Below are 14,658 nucleotides of genomic sequence, written 5' to 3' on the forward strand. Positions count from 1 at the left end.
CAGGCCAAACTTGTTACTGAGTCGCCTCGCGAATCATATTGCGAGCAATAATGACTTGCTGGATCTGCGTGGTTCCTTCATAAAGACGGAATAAACGCACATCGCGGTAGAAGCGCTCAATTGCATATTCACTGATGTAGCCCGCGCCACCATGGATTTGCACACCACGGTCAGCGACACGGCCACACATTTCTGTTGCAAACATTTTTGCGCAAGATGCTTCAGTACTTACGTTCTGGCCGGCATCACGACGACGCGCTGCATCAAGCACCATACATTTCGCTGCATAAATTTCAGCTTTAGAATCTGCCAGCATGCCTTGGATCAACTGGAAGTTGGCAATCGCCTGACCGAACTGCTTACGTTCAACGGCATATTGCAATGAATCTTCCAGCATACGGGTTGCAGCACCCACGCTTAGTGCGGCAATGTGGATACGGCCTTTATCCAGAACCTTCATCGCAGTTTTAAAGCCAACGCCTTCTACACCGCCAATCAAAGCTGATGCAGGGATACGGCAGTTTTCAAAGATCACGTCACAGGTATGTGCGCCTTTTTGGCCCATTTTCTTGTCACGTTTACCCAGTGAAATACCTGGTAATTTGCTATCAACGATGAACGCTGAAATGGCAGCAGCGCCTTTCAATTCTGGGTTGGTACGAGCCATTACCGTGAACACACCCGCATGTGGGGCATTGGTAATAAAGCGCTTGGTACCATTCAGGATGTACTCATCGCCATCTTTCACAGCAGTGGTTTTCAAAGATGCTGCATCAGAACCTGAATCCGGTTCAGTCAAACAGAACGAGCCAATGATTTCACCGCTAGCCAGTTTTGGCAGGAAGTGCTGTTTTTGCTCTTCAGTACCGTCGATGATCAGGCCAGATGCGCCGATACCGTTATTCGTACCAATCAATGAGCGGAAAGCAGGGGAAGTACGGCCCAGTTCAAAAGCGATATAGACTTCTTCTTCCATGGTCAGGCCAAGACCGTCATATTCTTCAGGAATGGTTAAACCAAATAAGCCCAACTCTTTCATTTGTTGCACGATTTCTGCAGGAATTTCATCCGTTTCTGCAACAATTTCTTCATTTGGGATTAATACGCCTTCTACAAATTGGCGAATCATATCTACCAACTGGTCTAAGGTTTCCTGATCACGAATCATGTCCTAACTCCGTATCTAGGATTTCGTTCTGTCCACATCTTGTCCAATGTGAATAAAAACTCATCACTAAGCTAAATTTATGCGGATACTAATTAAAATTAAAACAAGGATCAATATATACGAAAGTATATTTCGCTGTGCGATATATATGTTTTGCTTTAAAATTAGATTTAAATAATTGATTTAGTTTGATTAATGCTATTTTTAAGGCGTTATAAAATATTTTTTGTTCAAATTTGAATAGTTTACTTTGAACGAAATTTATGTATATTGTTAATTAAATACCGCTGTGCGAAATGAGAAGATTATGGAAAGCACTGAAATTTTAAAATTGACTGTACAGGAAGATGGCGTCGCGATTGTTCAAATCCATCGCCCGGAAGCACGTAATGCCTTGAACCTGGAATTACGTCAGCAACTCTCTGAAGCATTTCAATACCTTTCAAAATTAGATGCTGTAAAAGCCATTGTTTTGACCGGCGGTGAAAAGGTTTTTGCTGCGGGAGCAGACATTAAAGATTTCACTACTGCAACCACAGCACAAATGTATTTACGCCATACTGAACAGTACTGGCAAAGTATTACTGACTGTCCGAAACCGATTATTGCGGCTGTGAATGGTTATGCACTCGGTGGTGGCTGTGAACTGGCCATGCATGCCGACATCATCATTGCCGGTGAAAATGCCAAATTTGGTCAGCCTGAAGTAAAACTGGGCTTGATGCCGGGTGCAGGTGGAACACAACGTTTACTGCGTGCGATTGGTAAATATCAAACCATGCTTTGGGTACTCACCGGTAAACTGGTGAAAGCTGCTGAAGCTGAGCGTATGGGCTTGGTTTCTGAAGTCGTGGAAGATGAAAACACTATTACGCATGCCATTGAAATTGCTCAAACCATTGCATCTTTCTCTCCAATTGCAGTGCAGCAAATTAAAGAAGTGACCAATCTTGGCCAAGATCAATCTTTACAAGGTGCTTTGGCATTGGAACGTAAAGCTTTCCAGATTTTATTTGATACCAAAGATCAGAAAGAAGGCGTGAATGCGTTCTTTGAAAAACGTCCTGCACAATACACTGGAGAATAAGACATGACCATTCAATCTATGGCGCTCATTGGTACTGGTGTAATGGGCATGGGTATCGCGCAAATCGCAGCCCAGGCAGGTCTGGAAGTGCGCTTATTCGATGCCAAAGCAGGTGCGGCAGAAGCAGGTTTGGCTAAACTTAAAGCTACGCTTGAAAAGCTGCAAGCCAAAGGTAAATTTACTGAAGAAGTTCTGAATGCAACTCTGGCACGTTTCAAAATCCTGAATAGCATTGAAGAAGTGGCTGGTGTTGATCTGGTGGTTGAAGCCATCATCGAAAATCTGGACATCAAGCAAGGTTTATTTAAACAGCTGGAAAGTATCGTATCTCCAGAAACCATTCTGGCAACCAATACCTCATCACTTTCAGTGACTGCTATTGCATCCAACCTTGAGCATCAAGGTCGCATGGCTGGATTCCATTTCTTTAATCCAGTGCCCTTGATGAAAATTGTCGAAGTGATTGCTGGCCTAGCAACAGATGAACAGGTCGTTGCAGATCTACTCGAACTGGCACAACGTATGGGGCACTTCGGTGTGCGTACCAAAGACACGCCTGGGTTTATTGTTAACCATGCCGGCCGTGCTTATGGTACTGAAGCACTAAAAATCCTGGGTGAAGGTGTAGCTTCTGTTTCTGAAATCGACCGTATTCTGCGTGAAGGTGCCGGTTTCCGTATGGGACCACTGGAATTGTTTGACCTGACTGCACTGGATGTTTCTCATCCAGTGATGGAATCGATTTTCAACCAGTATTATCAGGAAGATCGTTATCGTCCAAGCGCTTTAACCCGTCAAATGCTGGCTGGTAAAAAAGTCGGTCGTAAAGTCGGTGAAGGTTTCTATAAGTATCAGGATGGTCAAAAGACCAATGAAGCTCCGGCTCAGATTGCGCCTGAAGTAACTGAATTCAGCCCGGTCTGGATCAAAGCAGATCTTGAACAGGATGCCAGTATCTTGCGTGACTATATCCGTGAGCAAGGTCTGGTTATCGACAGTGCAGAAACTCCGGCAGCTGACAGTCTGATTCTATTGGCCACTTATGGTGAAGACACCACGACTGCAGCGCTTCGTTTTGATGTCGATGCGACTCGTGCAATCAGCATCGATATGCTGACTGATTTTGCCAAGCACCGTACCATCATGCCTTCGATTGCAACTCAAAAAGCCTATATCGACCAGGCACATGCATTGTTTGCTAAAAATGGTCATGGCGTATCGGTAATTGCTGAAAGTATTGGCTTTGTCGCACAGCGCGTATTGGCAATGGTCGTGAATCTGGCTTGTGATATTGCCCAACAACAAATCGCAACTGCAGCCGATATCGATAAAGCAGTAAAACTTGGTCTGGGCTACCCACATGGACCAATTTCATGGGGTGATGTTTTGGGCGCAGAACGTATCCTGTTGATCCTGGAACGTATCCTGACAAATACCGGTGACCAGCGTTACCGTCCAAGTCCATGGGTACAACGCCGTGCCCGTTTAAAACTTTCTCTTCTTCACACTGCAGCAGTTTAAGGAATCAAACTCATGTTAAATGCATATATTTATGATGGATTACGTACGCCATTTGGTCGTCATGCAGGTAGCCTGGCAAAGGTTCGTCCAGATGATCTTGCTGCACATGTGATTAAGGCACTGGTAGAGAAGCATAATTTAGCTGCTGATATTTTTGATGATGTAATTCTGGGTAATACCAATCAGGCGGGTGAAGACAGTCGTAACATTGCACGTCATGCAACGTTATTAGCGGGTCTGGATGTGAAAACGCCAGCACAAACTGTGAACCGTCTATGTGCTTCTGGCTTGGCTGCGGTGATTGATGCTGCTCGTGCAATTACTTGTAATGAAGGGGATATCTTCCTTGCAGGTGGTGTCGAGTCGATGTCTCGTGCACCGTTTGTCTTTGCCAAATCTGAAACACCATTTAGCCGTGATTTTAAAGTATTCGATTCAACCATCGGCGCACGTTTTCCGAACCCTGCCATTGAAAAACAGTTCGGCAATGACACCATGCCGCAAACTGGCGATAATGTAGCAGTAGAATACGGTGTAACCCGTGAAGATGCAGACCAGTTTGCTGCAGCATCACAAGCCAAATATGAAGCAGCTAAACAGGCAGGTTTCTTTGCTGACGAGATCGTGGGTGTTGAAGTGCCACAAGGCCGTAAATTGCCCCCAAAACTGGTCGATCAAGACGAACATCCACGTCCATCTTCTAACTTGGAAGCGCTACAGAAACTACGTCCACTGTTTGAAGGCGGTGTAGTGACTGCGGGTAATGCTTCTGGTGTCAATGATGGTGCAGCAGCGCTAATCATTGGTTCTGAAGCCGCTCAGGAAAAACTGGGCATCCAGCCAATGGCGAAAATCATCGCTTCAGCGGCTGCGGGTATTGAACCACGTATTATGGGCGCCGGTCCGGTTGATGCGATCAAACTAGCATTAAAACGTGCCAACCTGACTTTGGATGACATGGATATCATTGAAATCAATGAAGCATTTGCATCTCAAGTTTTAGCATGTCTAAAAGGTTTAGATGTGGCATTTGACGATGCACGTGTCAATCCAAATGGTGGTGCAATTGCAGTTGGTCATCCATTAGGTGCATCAGGTGCTCGTTTAGTGCTCAGCACTGCTCGTGAATTGCAGCGTAGCGGCAAAAAATATGCTGTGATTAGTCTGTGTATCGGTGTAGGTCAAGGCCTGGCACTGGTCATCGAACGCGTATAACAAAGGAAAAACACATGGGTGCATTAGAGGGTATTCGCGTACTGGATTTAAGTCGCGTACTTGCAGGTCCTTGGTGTGGTCAAATCCTCGCGGATTTAGGCGCTGAAGTGATTAAAGTTGAACGTCCTAAAACGGGTGATGATACCCGTATGTGGGGACCACCTTGGATGAAAAATGACCATGGTGAAAATACACGTGAAGCGGCGTACTACCAGTCAGCCAACCGTAATAAAATGTCAGTTGCGATTGATATTTCAACGCCTGAAGGTCAGGAACTGGTCAAAGCACTGGCTGTAGATTCTGACGTGGTCATTGAAAATTACAAAGCGGGTTCTTTGAAAAAATACGGTCTGGATTATGAAAGCCTGAGCGCGATTAATCCGAAACTGGTGTATTGCTCAATTACTGGCTTTGGTCAAACTGGCCCTCGTGCACCTGAACCAGGTTATGACTTCATTATCCAGGGGATGGGCGGTTTAATGTCTGTCACTGGTGAGAAAGATGACTTACCGGGGGGCGGACCACAAAAAGTCGGTGTGGCTTTTGCGGATTTGACCACGGGTTTGTACTCGACCATTGCCATTCAGGCGGCTTTGTTAAACCGCCATGTGACTGGTCTCGGTCAGCATATTGATATGGCATTGCTGGATGTACAAGTGGCGTTACTCGCAAACCAGGGTATGAATTACCTGGCTTCGGGAAAAATCCCGGGTCGTTATGGTAATGCACATGCCAATATTGTCCCTTACCAAGTATTCCGTGCTGCGGATCAGGATTTCATCATCGCCTGTGGTAATGACAAACAGTTTATAGCCTTGAGCGCTGCAATTGGTTTGCCAGATTTACCGCAAGATCCACGTTTTGTGACCAATGCACTGCGTATTCAGCATCGTGCAGAAATCACAGAGCTGCTAGCCAAACATTTCTTAAGCAATACTGCGAAGCATTGGGTAGAAGCAATTCATGCAGTGAAAGTTCCGGTAGGCCTGATTAATAACCTTGAACAAGCTTTCCAGGAACCACAAGTGCAAGCGCGTAATATGCTGGTTGAGATCCCCCATCCGTTAAAAGAAAAATTAACGGTGATTGGTTCACCAATTAAATTATCGCGTACACCAGTGGAATATCGTAAAGCACCACCAATGTTAGGTGAGCATACGAATGAAATTCTTTCACGTGTCGTGGATGAGGAAAAACTAGAGGCCCTAAAAGCTCAAGGTATTGTTGGTTAATCAAAAAGAAAACCCATAAGTCCAATAAAGAAGCAACTTAATCAAAGTTGCTTCTTTGCTATATACAAGATAATTATTTATAATTTCGCAATGCGAAACACTTATTATGAATTTGAAGGACGGTGAAGACATGTCTGATGATGTACCTGAAACCGATCAGTCGGAAGAAAAATTAATTGCGCCTTTGCGCCATGAGTTATTGCATCCGATCGAAGATATGCAGGATGAAAATGACCGTCAATTTATTACAGCTTTAGCACGTGGTCTGGAGTTACTGCGCTGCTTTAGTCCAAAACATCAGCATCTGGGCAATCAGGAACTGTCACAGATGACAGGTCTACCTAAACCGACGATTACCCGTTTAACCCATACCTTATCCCGTTTAGGATATTTAAAGCAGGTTCCGAATTCGAGCAAGTTTCAGCTCTCAGTCGGCGTACTGTCTTTTGGTTATTCGATGCTGTCGAATTTATCCTTACGTTCAGTTGCACATCCATTAATGAAAAATCTGGCGGACTATGCTGAGGCAGCTGTTGCGATGGCAACCCGTGACCGTCTGAATATGATTTATCTGGATGTGGTGCAGGGCAAAGGCAATGTCACCATGCGTCGTCAGGTAGGAACCCATTTGCCGATTCATTTAAGTTCAATGGGGCGTGCCTGTCTGGCTGCAATGCCAGAAGATGAGCGTGATTTTCTACTTGATGCGATTCGCCGTAAACATGCTAAAGAATGGCCACAGATCCAAAAAGATCTGGAGAAGTCATTTAAAGACTATCAGGAATATGGTTTCTGCTTTTCAATCGGTGAATGGCATAAGGATGTCAATTCGGTTGCAGTTCCTTTTGTCCATGAACAGCATGGTCTACTGGTGTTTAACTGCGGCGGTCCAAGTTTCCTCCTCAATGAAGAGAAAATCAAAAATGATATTGCACCACGTTTATTACATATGGTGAATAATATTAGAAATGAGTTGGGATAATACATTTCTCAATTGATTAATTTTAGAAAATAGTAGGTATTTCAATTAAATACCTGCTATAAAATATCTATAAAATTCATTGAAAATAATAATTCTTTTACCTGATAATAATTTATCATTATTTTACAAATACTTAATTAATTCCTCTATGGTAATTCATGAGTGTTTTTATCACTCATAAGACCTTAATTTAAATTAAAAATAGCTTGATAACTAAAGATGATAAGGGGTATGAAAACTAAGATGAAGACAATTACAACAGCTCTTTCTTTGGCGGTAGTTGTTATAATGGTGACTGCATGTGGTGGTGCAAAATCCTCTACAACAGTGAATACACCCCCGACTAATGGCGGTACTACACCGACTACGCTTGCTTATACCTATGACAAAGCTAAATTTAATGTTGTGGATAACGCTGCGCCTACTAAACAGGTAAGGATCGAGATTGCTGATCTTGATGTTCAAAAGAATGCATATCTGCAACATTCTGTCCAAAAGATATTTAAATACATTCAGGATTATCAGAATGGTACGATCACGGCTGAAGACCTGACCAATGCGGGGATCGCAATTCAAGATCCGTCACCAACATTTTGGCTGATGCTTCAACTGAAACTGATGTAACTGGTCTGGGCGCTTATGCAAAATGGCAATCTGACAAGGGTGTATATGTTTCAGGTAATGTGCAGCTTGGTTTCGGTGATGTTGAGTTTAACCGTACTGTGACTGATGGGCTTGATTCGGTGAAAGAATCCAATAAAGCTGATCTGTTTAAATACGGTGCTTATGCTGAACTGGGTTATGACTTCTTCGCTGACCGTCTGACTGTTTCACCGGTAATCCCCCCTAAAAATAATAGGATCTAAAAGTAGAATTTTCTCTTAAGATACGAGCAGGAGATTCTGCATGAAAACATCTAAATTTACTGACAGTCAGATCATGTCCATCTTGAAACAGGCAGAATCTGGCACACCTGTAGCGACCCTTTGCCGTGAACACGGCATGAGTAATGCTACCTTTTATAAATGGCGTGCCAAATATGGTGGTATGGATACATCATTAATGGCTCGACTGAAAGAGCTAGAAGCCGAAAATACCAGATTTAAAAAGATGTATGCGGAAGAGCGATTAAAGGCCGAAATCATCCAGGAAGCGATGGCAAAAAAGTGGTAAAGCCATCTTGCCGGCGTAAGATGGCACAACAGGCAGTTGCCCAGCATGCCATTAGTATTCGTTTGGCTTGTAAAGCATTTGGCATTAGTGAAACCTGCTACCGCTATCAAGCCAAACTCAGCGATGACAATGCACTCATTGCTGAACAGCTCATTGAACTCACTGAGGAAAATTCCGATTGGGGCTTTGGTTTGTGCTTCTCGTATTTACGGCATGTTGAGAGTTGCTGCTGGAATCACAAGCGGGTTTACCGCATTTACTGTGAGTTGGCACTGAATCTGCGTATTAAACCGAGAAGAAGACTAAAACGGCATGCGCCTGAACCATTGAAAGAACCAATCCGAGAAAATCAGGTTTGGTCATTAGATTTTATGCATGATCAGCTTTCCGATGGTCGCAAGTTTCGATTATTGAATGTGATTGATGATTACCGCCGCGAAGGCCTAGCCATTGAAGCAGGGTTCTCATTGCCCACAATCAGGGTTATTCGTACGTTGAATCAATTGCTGGAGTGGAGAGAAAAACCGTTAGTGATCCGATGCGATAATGGTCCCGAATTTATCAGTCACGAATTTGTGCGCTGGGCTACTGAGCACGGTATTCGTATTGAATATATTCAACCAGGTAAGCCACAGCAGAATGCGTATATTGAACGCTATAATCGGACCATACGTTATAGTTGGCTGAGCAAGCATTTATTTGATACTTTGGATGAAGTACAAGATTATGCAACAAGCTGGTTGTGGCATTACAACCATGAAAGACCACATCAAGCTAACAAAGGAAAGCCACCTCTAATGGCTGCTTAACCTCTACTTTTAACTTCGGTTATTTATGGGAGGATTACCTTACGTTCCATGCATGATCTGTCTATGTAATAAAAAATAACCGCAGAAAAAAACCTTGAAAACTTTTCTTAAAACTTTATGAAAAATAATGCTTAGGTTAAGATGAGCCATCATTTGTAAAAGCATTCTAGAAGACCTATGCAACCATTTGTTCTATATAACTCAGAGCAACGTAAAAAAGTAGAATTTGTGCCTCGTAAAGAAGGTCAGATTGATCTGTATGTCTGTGGGATGACGGTCTATGACTACTGTCATATCGGACATGCACGTACCGTGGTTGCATTTGACTATATTATCCGTTTTCTGCGCAGTCAGGGCTGGAAAGTAAAATATGTCCGTAATATCACTGACATTGACGACAAGATTATTAAACGTGCCAATGAAAATGGAGAAAGCATTTCATCACTGACCAGCCGTTTTATTGATGCCATGAATGAAGACTTTGCCAAGTTAGGCTGTCTTGCACCGGATGAAGCACCAAAAGCCACCGATTACATCAATCAAATGCAAAACATGATTGGTACGCTAGTGGAAAAAGGGACTGCATATCCGGCAAATAATGGCGATGTTTATTTCGAAGTTGAAAAATTTGCCAAATACGGCCGCCTTTCAGGCCGTAAACTGGAAGATATGCAGGCAGGCGCTTCTGAACGTGTAGACGTCGAAGTTGAGAAAAAACACCCATTTGACTTTGTACTTTGGAAACATGCCAAAGAAAATGAACCTTCTTGGGCTTCACCATGGGGCAATGGTCGTCCAGGATGGCATATTGAATGTTCTGCGATGTCAACCTGCTGCCTGGGCAATCATTTTGATATTCATGGTGGCGGTGCTGATTTAAGCTTCCCGCATCATGAAAACGAGATTGCACAATCTGAAGCAGCGACAGGTGAGCAGTATGTGAACTACTGGATGCATGCTGGCTTCATCAATGTCGATGGTGAAAAGATGTCGAAGTCTTTGGGTAACTTCTTCACTATCCGTGATGTGATTGAAAAATTCCATCCAGAAGTGGTGCGTTACTTTATCGTATCTTCACACTACCGCAGCCCGGTGAACTATTCAGATGTAGCTTTAAAAGAAGCGAAAAATACGCTGATGCGTTTCTATCATTCTTTTAAAGCTTATCAAGCGGTATATGGTGAGCAGGTTGTTGAAACTTTAGATCAAAGCTTTGTTGAGCGTTTCAATACAGCCATGCGTGATGACTTCAATACGCCAGAAGCCATTGCTGTGTTGTTTGAACTGAATAAAGAGCTGAACCGTGCAGTAAAAGACCAGAATCAGGAACAGGCTACAGTTTATTATTCTACTCTGCGCCATCTCACCAATATTCTGGGTCTGGTACAGCACAATGTCGATGAATTCTTGAAGTCTGATATTGGTCAGGAAGCTTTAGGCTTGTCTGAAGAGCAGATTGAAGATCTGATCCAGCAACGTAAAGATGCCAAAAAAGAGAAAAACTTTGCTCGTGCCGATGAAATCCGCCAGTCTTTATTAGACCAAGGAGTGGTGCTGGAAGATACCCGTCAAGGAACTGTATGGCGTCGTGCTGATTAATTCGACAGTTGAATCAATAGAGAGTTGACAGTTAGCAGAAACTCTCTATAATTCACTCCCATATTGCGGGAATAGCTCAGTTGGTAGAGCACAACCTTGCCAAGGTTGGGGTCGCGAGTTCGAGTCTCGTTTCCCGCTCCAAAATTCAAAAAACCCTGATCGAAAGATTGGGGTTTTTTATTGCCTACGCAAAATAAAAAGGACAATGAGGGCTGATTAACATAATGAAATTCTGAATATGGAAGAGCTTTCAGTCAGGGAAATTTTAAAACATTCTGTTTAAGTTTTATGAAAAGCTCTACATTTTGAAACCTGCTATTTGCATAGATATGATAAAATTGCGAAAATTATTTTTTGCTAGAATGAGTCAACTCTGTATAGAGTTAAGGTAAACCTACTTTGAACCCACCAAATATGCCAAATCAAATAGACTTCCAGAAAGTTGCACTTGAAACCTTGCGTATCGAAGAACAAGCATTACAGATTTTAGCCACGCAGATCGATGAGCGTTTTAGTCAGGCATGTGAAATTATCCTGCAGTGCAAAGGTCGTCTGGTGATTACCGGGATGGGGAAATCCGGGCATATTGGCCGTAAGATGGCGGCAACTTTTGCGTCTACGGGTACGCCTTCATTCTTCATGCACCCGGGCGAGGCAGGGCATGGGGATCTCGGTATGCTGGTACCGGGTGATGTACTGATTGCCATTTCAAACTCAGGCAAAAGCGATGAAATCATGATGCTGATGCCTCTGATCAAGCGTCTGGAAATTCCCTTAATTACCATTAGTGGGGATGCCAAAGGCCCAATGCCACAAAATGCTGATGTGGCTTTAACTCTAGGTCATCTTCAGGAAGCCTGTCCACTTGGCCTGGCACCGACTTCGAGTACAACAGCAACTTTAGCGCTGGGTGATGCACTGGCTGTCGCTCTTTTAGATGCACGAGGTTTTACTGCTGACGATTTTGCCTTGTCACATCCAGCGGGTGCCTTGGGTAAACGCTTATTGCTGCATGTAAAACACTTAATGCACACTGGTTCGGAATTGCCAAAAGTGTCACCAGATACACCAATGAATCAAGTTTTATACGAGATTTCAAATAAACGCCTAGGTTTAACCACAATTGTGGATCAAAATGACCTTCTGCTGGGTATTTTCACTGATGGTGACTTACGCCGCCTGATCGACAAACAGCAAGGTTTTGATGTCAATTTACCGATTCAGGAAGTAATGACCAAAAATCCGCTGACAATTTCTCAGGAAGCACGTGCTGTCGTTGCACTGGAAAAAATGAACGAACGTAAAATTAATCAATTTGTAGTGGTTGATGATGCCAATAAAGTCATTGGTGTAATTAGTATGCATGACCTGATTCAGGCTGGGGTAAATTAATAAATGGCATCTTATGTATTATTAGAGCAGGCACGTCATATTGAGGCACTGGTACTTGATGTAGATGGTATTTTAAGCGACGGTTTTGTCACATTGACCAACACGGGCGATGAGATCAAGTCTTTTGATATCCGTGATGGTCTGGGTATGAAACTGGTACAGCAAGCCGGAATCAAAGTGATCATTATCACTGGGCGTCAAAGCAATATCGTACAGAAACGTATGTCGGATTTAGGTGTAGATCTGGTTTATCAGGGCCGCGAAGATAAAGGGACTGCTTTGCGTGAAGCGTGTACTCAGCTCAATATCGATCCTGAAGACTGTTTATACATGGGTGATGACTGGCCTGATCTGTCTGCCTTCGCGATTGCAGGCATGAAAGTGACTGTTCCAAACGGCCATGTTGAAGTGCGTCGTCGTGCTGATCTGGTAACGCAAGCCTATGGTGGTCGTGGTGCGGTACGCGAGATTTGTGACATGTTACTGATGTCCAAAGGTAAGTACCAAGAGTTACTTGAAAAATATACTCGTGCGCCTTATTAATAAGTCATACATCCTGGATTAAGTACACCGCTTATGGACACTAGAGTTTTATATCTTACGGCTATTATCATTGCCGCAATAAGTGGTGGTTATTACTATTACAGCGGTAAAGGCAACAAGTTGCAGACTGATTCTGCACGTAGCATGACCTATTCTGCGAATAATATTAACTTAACCCAAACTGATGAAAAGGGCATGTTGTCTGTTCGTGCCCAGGTCGACCAGCTTGAACAAAACCTGCAGCTAGAGACTTCAAGTCTCAAAAATCTGCAGGCAACGACCTATAAAGACGGTCAGATTGATGCGACATTCTTTGCCAAACAGGGCAACGGTTATGATGACAATACAAAAGTTGTACTTTCTCAAGAAGTGCTGGCGACCAAGATCATGCAAAATGGAAAAATGCAGTTCCGTACCGAGGAGCTGACCGCTTTTCCGAAAACACGTGAAATTGAAACCGATAAAACTGTCATTGTTGAATCTCCACAGGCTGAATTTATCAGTCAGGGCCTAAAAGCCAATCTTAATGATGGTCAATACGAATTCTTTAATATTCGAGGAAAGTATGAACCAAATTCCTAGAGCTAAAATGATGAAAACTTTCCTTAAGCGCGCTGCGTTGTTAAGTCTGGTTGCATTGGGTTCAGCCACTGCGTTTGCATTGCCATCTGATCGTAATCAGCCGATTACCTTATTAGCTGACCGTGCGACTTTTAATGAGCGTACTGGAGTCACGACTTATTCAGGTAATGTCATTATTGAACAGGGCACCATGAAATTGCAGGCCAATTCGATTGTGGCGAATCTGAATAATAAAAAACAGATCAGCCTGATTACGGCAACAGGTAGCCCGGCTCAATTTCAGCAGAAAGTTGATCCTGCCAAAGGTTTGGCCAAAGGTCAGGCACAGAAAATTGTCTATAATGCGGAAACCGGGATTATTACCCTATCTGGAAATGCCTACTTGCAGCAAGATGGCGCTAGTATCCGTGGTAATACACTGAAATACAGCATGAATAAAGGCGATATTGAAGCAACAGGTACACCAAATAAAACCGGTTCAGCAGCAGGTCGTGTACAAATCGTGATTCCGCCTTCATCTTCGAAATCCTTTCCGGGAGCACGTGATTAATGGCACAGACGCATCAGGTTCAAACTTTAACCATTAAGCATCTGGCGAAAAATTATAGTAAACGCTGGGTAGTCAAGGACGTTTCCTTCAGTATGGAAAGTGGGCAGATTGTTGGGCTTTTAGGGCCTAATGGTGCAGGTAAAACTACCAGTTTCTATATGGTGGTGGGTCTGGTGCGTATGGACAAGGGTGAAATCCATCTGGATGATCTCGATTTGTCTGACTTGGCAATGCATGAACGTGCGCGAAAAGGGATTGGCTATTTACCTCAGGAAGCTTCTATTTTTAGAAAACTAACCATTTCTGAAAATATTATGGCGATTCTGGAAACCCGTAAGGATTTAAGCAAAGCTCAGCGTCAACAACGTTTAGCCGAATTACTAGCAGACTTTAAAATTACCCATATTAAAGATTCATTGGGTATGAGTGTTTCGGGTGGTGAACGTCGTCGTGCTGAAATTGCCCGTGCGTTGGCAGCTGACCCTAAATTCATGTTATTGGATGAACCTTTTGCCGGGGTTGACCCGATTTCAGTGGGTGATATTAAAGATATTATTACGACGCTGAAAGATCGTGGAATTGGGGTATTGATTACCGATCATAACGTTCGTGAAACTTTGGCCATCTGTGAACATGCCTATATTGTCAGCGAAGGTTCAGTCATTGCTGAAGGCACGGCACAAGAAATTCTGGCCAATGAAACGGTACGTAAAGTTTATCTGGGTGATGACTTTACTGTATAGAAAATTTTCATTATCAGAAAAACCCGCATTAAGACTTTAGTCGTCAAATGCGGGTTTTTTTT

15 protein-coding genes and 1 tRNA gene are annotated in these 14,658 nt (G+C 43.4%); 15 read left to right on the forward strand and 1 reads right to left on the reverse strand.

The window, feature by feature from the left end; all coding sequences use genetic code 11:
• Positions 1 to 13: 13 nt before the first annotated feature.
• Entirely contained in the window at positions 14 to 1,168 is a 1,155-nt protein-coding gene (locus tag FTU72_RS01260) for an acyl-CoA dehydrogenase family protein (RefSeq protein ID WP_166135179.1), read from the reverse strand.
• A 307-nt stretch (positions 1,169 to 1,475) separates the two neighbouring features.
• Here FTU72_RS01260 and FTU72_RS01265 point away from each other — a divergent pair, with 307 nt between their 5' ends.
• The 15 genes from FTU72_RS01265 to lptB all read left to right on the forward strand — a co-directional run bounded on the left by FTU72_RS01265 (position 1,476) and on the right by lptB (position 14,596).
• On the forward strand, positions 1,476 to 2,255 hold the full coding sequence (locus tag FTU72_RS01265) for an enoyl-CoA hydratase (RefSeq protein ID WP_004786253.1): 780 nt from the start codon (positions 1,476 to 1,478) through the stop codon (positions 2,253 to 2,255).
• A gap of 3 nt (positions 2,256 to 2,258) precedes the next feature.
• A complete protein-coding gene (locus tag FTU72_RS01270) occupies positions 2,259 to 3,776 on the forward strand; it encodes a 3-hydroxyacyl-CoA dehydrogenase (RefSeq protein ID WP_179993441.1) in 1,518 nt (505 codons plus the stop codon).
• Positions 3,777 to 3,788: 12 nt separating this feature from the next.
• Complete coding sequence (locus tag FTU72_RS01275) at positions 3,789 to 4,991, forward strand: 3-oxoadipyl-CoA thiolase (protein WP_179993440.1); 1,203 nt, start codon at positions 3,789 to 3,791, stop codon at positions 4,989 to 4,991.
• A gap of 14 nt (positions 4,992 to 5,005) precedes the next feature.
• Positions 5,006 to 6,223, forward strand: a complete 1,218-nt coding sequence (locus FTU72_RS01280; protein ID WP_179993439.1) for a CaiB/BaiF CoA-transferase family protein — start codon at positions 5,006 to 5,008, stop codon at positions 6,221 to 6,223.
• Positions 6,224 to 6,353: 130 nt separating this feature from the next.
• The gene (locus FTU72_RS01285; protein ID WP_004786244.1) at positions 6,354 to 7,205 is read left to right on the forward strand and encodes an IclR family transcriptional regulator; all 852 of its coding nucleotides are present in this window, start codon (positions 6,354 to 6,356) and stop codon (positions 7,203 to 7,205) included.
• A 243-nt stretch (positions 7,206 to 7,448) separates the two neighbouring features.
• Positions 7,449 to 7,829 (forward strand): hypothetical protein, encoded by a 381-nt coding sequence (locus FTU72_RS01290; RefSeq protein WP_125278366.1) that lies wholly within the window; start codon positions 7,449 to 7,451, stop codon positions 7,827 to 7,829.
• Positions 7,799 to 8,071 (forward strand): autotransporter outer membrane beta-barrel domain-containing protein, encoded by a 273-nt coding sequence (locus FTU72_RS01295; protein WP_180012229.1) that lies wholly within the window; start codon positions 7,799 to 7,801, stop codon positions 8,069 to 8,071. Before FTU72_RS01290 ends, FTU72_RS01295 begins: the two co-directional genes overlap by 31 nt.
• A 40-nt stretch (positions 8,072 to 8,111) precedes the next feature.
• Positions 8,112 to 9,187, forward strand: a protein-coding gene (locus FTU72_RS01300) for an IS3 family transposase (protein ID WP_180025437.1) whose coding sequence is annotated in 2 segments (ribosomal slippage) — positions 8,112 to 8,364 and positions 8,364 to 9,187 — 1,077 coding nt in all. Because the reading frame shifts where the segments join, the coding sequence is not laid out codon by codon here.
• A 177-nt stretch (positions 9,188 to 9,364) separates the two neighbouring features.
• Positions 9,365 to 10,786: a cysteine--tRNA ligase gene (gene cysS, locus FTU72_RS01305; RefSeq protein ID WP_179992291.1), complete on the forward strand. Its 1,422-nt coding sequence runs from the start codon at positions 9,365 to 9,367 to the stop codon at positions 10,784 to 10,786.
• Positions 10,787 to 10,851: 65 nt separating this feature from the next.
• A tRNA-Gly gene (locus FTU72_RS01310) sits at positions 10,852 to 10,927 on the forward strand.
• A gap of 273 nt (positions 10,928 to 11,200) precedes the next feature.
• Positions 11,201 to 12,178, forward strand: coding sequence for a KpsF/GutQ family sugar-phosphate isomerase (locus FTU72_RS01315; protein ID WP_004786235.1), 978 nt, complete (start codon positions 11,201 to 11,203; stop codon positions 12,176 to 12,178).
• Between the two features lie 3 nt (positions 12,179 to 12,181).
• A complete protein-coding gene (locus FTU72_RS01320) occupies positions 12,182 to 12,721 on the forward strand; it encodes an HAD family hydrolase (RefSeq protein ID WP_034170294.1) in 540 nt (179 codons plus the stop codon).
• A gap of 33 nt (positions 12,722 to 12,754) precedes the next feature.
• On the forward strand, positions 12,755 to 13,303 hold the full coding sequence (lptC, locus tag FTU72_RS01325; RefSeq protein ID WP_034705852.1) for an LPS export ABC transporter periplasmic protein LptC: 549 nt from the start codon (positions 12,755 to 12,757) through the stop codon (positions 13,301 to 13,303).
• Positions 13,287 to 13,853 carry a lipopolysaccharide transport periplasmic protein LptA gene (gene lptA, locus FTU72_RS01330; RefSeq protein WP_159122791.1) on the forward strand — a complete coding sequence of 189 codons (567 nt, stop codon included), beginning with the start codon at positions 13,287 to 13,289 and terminating at the stop codon, positions 13,851 to 13,853. Before lptC ends, lptA begins: the two co-directional genes overlap by 17 nt.
• Complete coding sequence (gene lptB, locus FTU72_RS01335) at positions 13,853 to 14,596, forward strand: LPS export ABC transporter ATP-binding protein (protein WP_004786227.1); 744 nt, start codon at positions 13,853 to 13,855, stop codon at positions 14,594 to 14,596. Before lptA ends, lptB begins: the two co-directional genes overlap by 1 nt.
• The last annotated feature ends 62 nt before the right edge of the window (positions 14,597 to 14,658 follow it).

The sequence above is a fragment of the Acinetobacter sp. YH12137 genome (assembly GCF_013418535.1).
In the GTDB taxonomy this organism is placed as follows: domain Bacteria; phylum Pseudomonadota; class Gammaproteobacteria; order Pseudomonadales; family Moraxellaceae; genus Acinetobacter.

Excerpts from the sequence above, each read along its gene's own strand:
- FTU72_RS01315 (WP_004786235.1), top strand. The coding sequence starts at position 11,201 with ATGCCAAATCAAATAGACTTCCAGAAAGTTGCACTTGAAACCTTGCGT.
- FTU72_RS01285 (WP_004786244.1), top strand. The coding sequence starts at position 6,354 with ATGTCTGATGATGTACCTGAAACCGATCAGTCGGAAGAAAAATTAATT.
- lptA (WP_159122791.1), top strand. The coding sequence starts at position 13,287 with ATGAACCAAATTCCTAGAGCTAAAATGATGAAAACTTTCCTTAAGCGC.
- FTU72_RS01320 (WP_034170294.1), top strand. The coding sequence starts at position 12,182 with ATGGCATCTTATGTATTATTAGAGCAGGCACGTCATATTGAGGCACTG.
- FTU72_RS01275 (WP_179993440.1), top strand. The coding sequence starts at position 3,789 with ATGTTAAATGCATATATTTATGATGGATTACGTACGCCATTTGGTCGT.
- FTU72_RS01280 (WP_179993439.1), top strand. The coding sequence starts at position 5,006 with ATGGGTGCATTAGAGGGTATTCGCGTACTGGATTTAAGTCGCGTACTT.
- FTU72_RS01290 (WP_125278366.1), top strand. The coding sequence starts at position 7,449 with ATGAAGACAATTACAACAGCTCTTTCTTTGGCGGTAGTTGTTATAATG.
- lptC (WP_034705852.1), top strand. The coding sequence starts at position 12,755 with ATGGACACTAGAGTTTTATATCTTACGGCTATTATCATTGCCGCAATA.
- FTU72_RS01270 (WP_179993441.1), top strand. The coding sequence starts at position 2,259 with ATGACCATTCAATCTATGGCGCTCATTGGTACTGGTGTAATGGGCATG.
- FTU72_RS01260 (WP_166135179.1), bottom strand. The coding sequence starts at position 1,168 with ATGATTCGTGATCAGGAAACCTTAGACCAGTTGGTAGATATGATTCGC.
- FTU72_RS01265 (WP_004786253.1), top strand. The coding sequence starts at position 1,476 with ATGGAAAGCACTGAAATTTTAAAATTGACTGTACAGGAAGATGGCGTC.
- cysS (WP_179992291.1), top strand. The coding sequence starts at position 9,365 with ATGCAACCATTTGTTCTATATAACTCAGAGCAACGTAAAAAAGTAGAA.
- lptB (WP_004786227.1), top strand. The coding sequence starts at position 13,853 with ATGGCACAGACGCATCAGGTTCAAACTTTAACCATTAAGCATCTGGCG.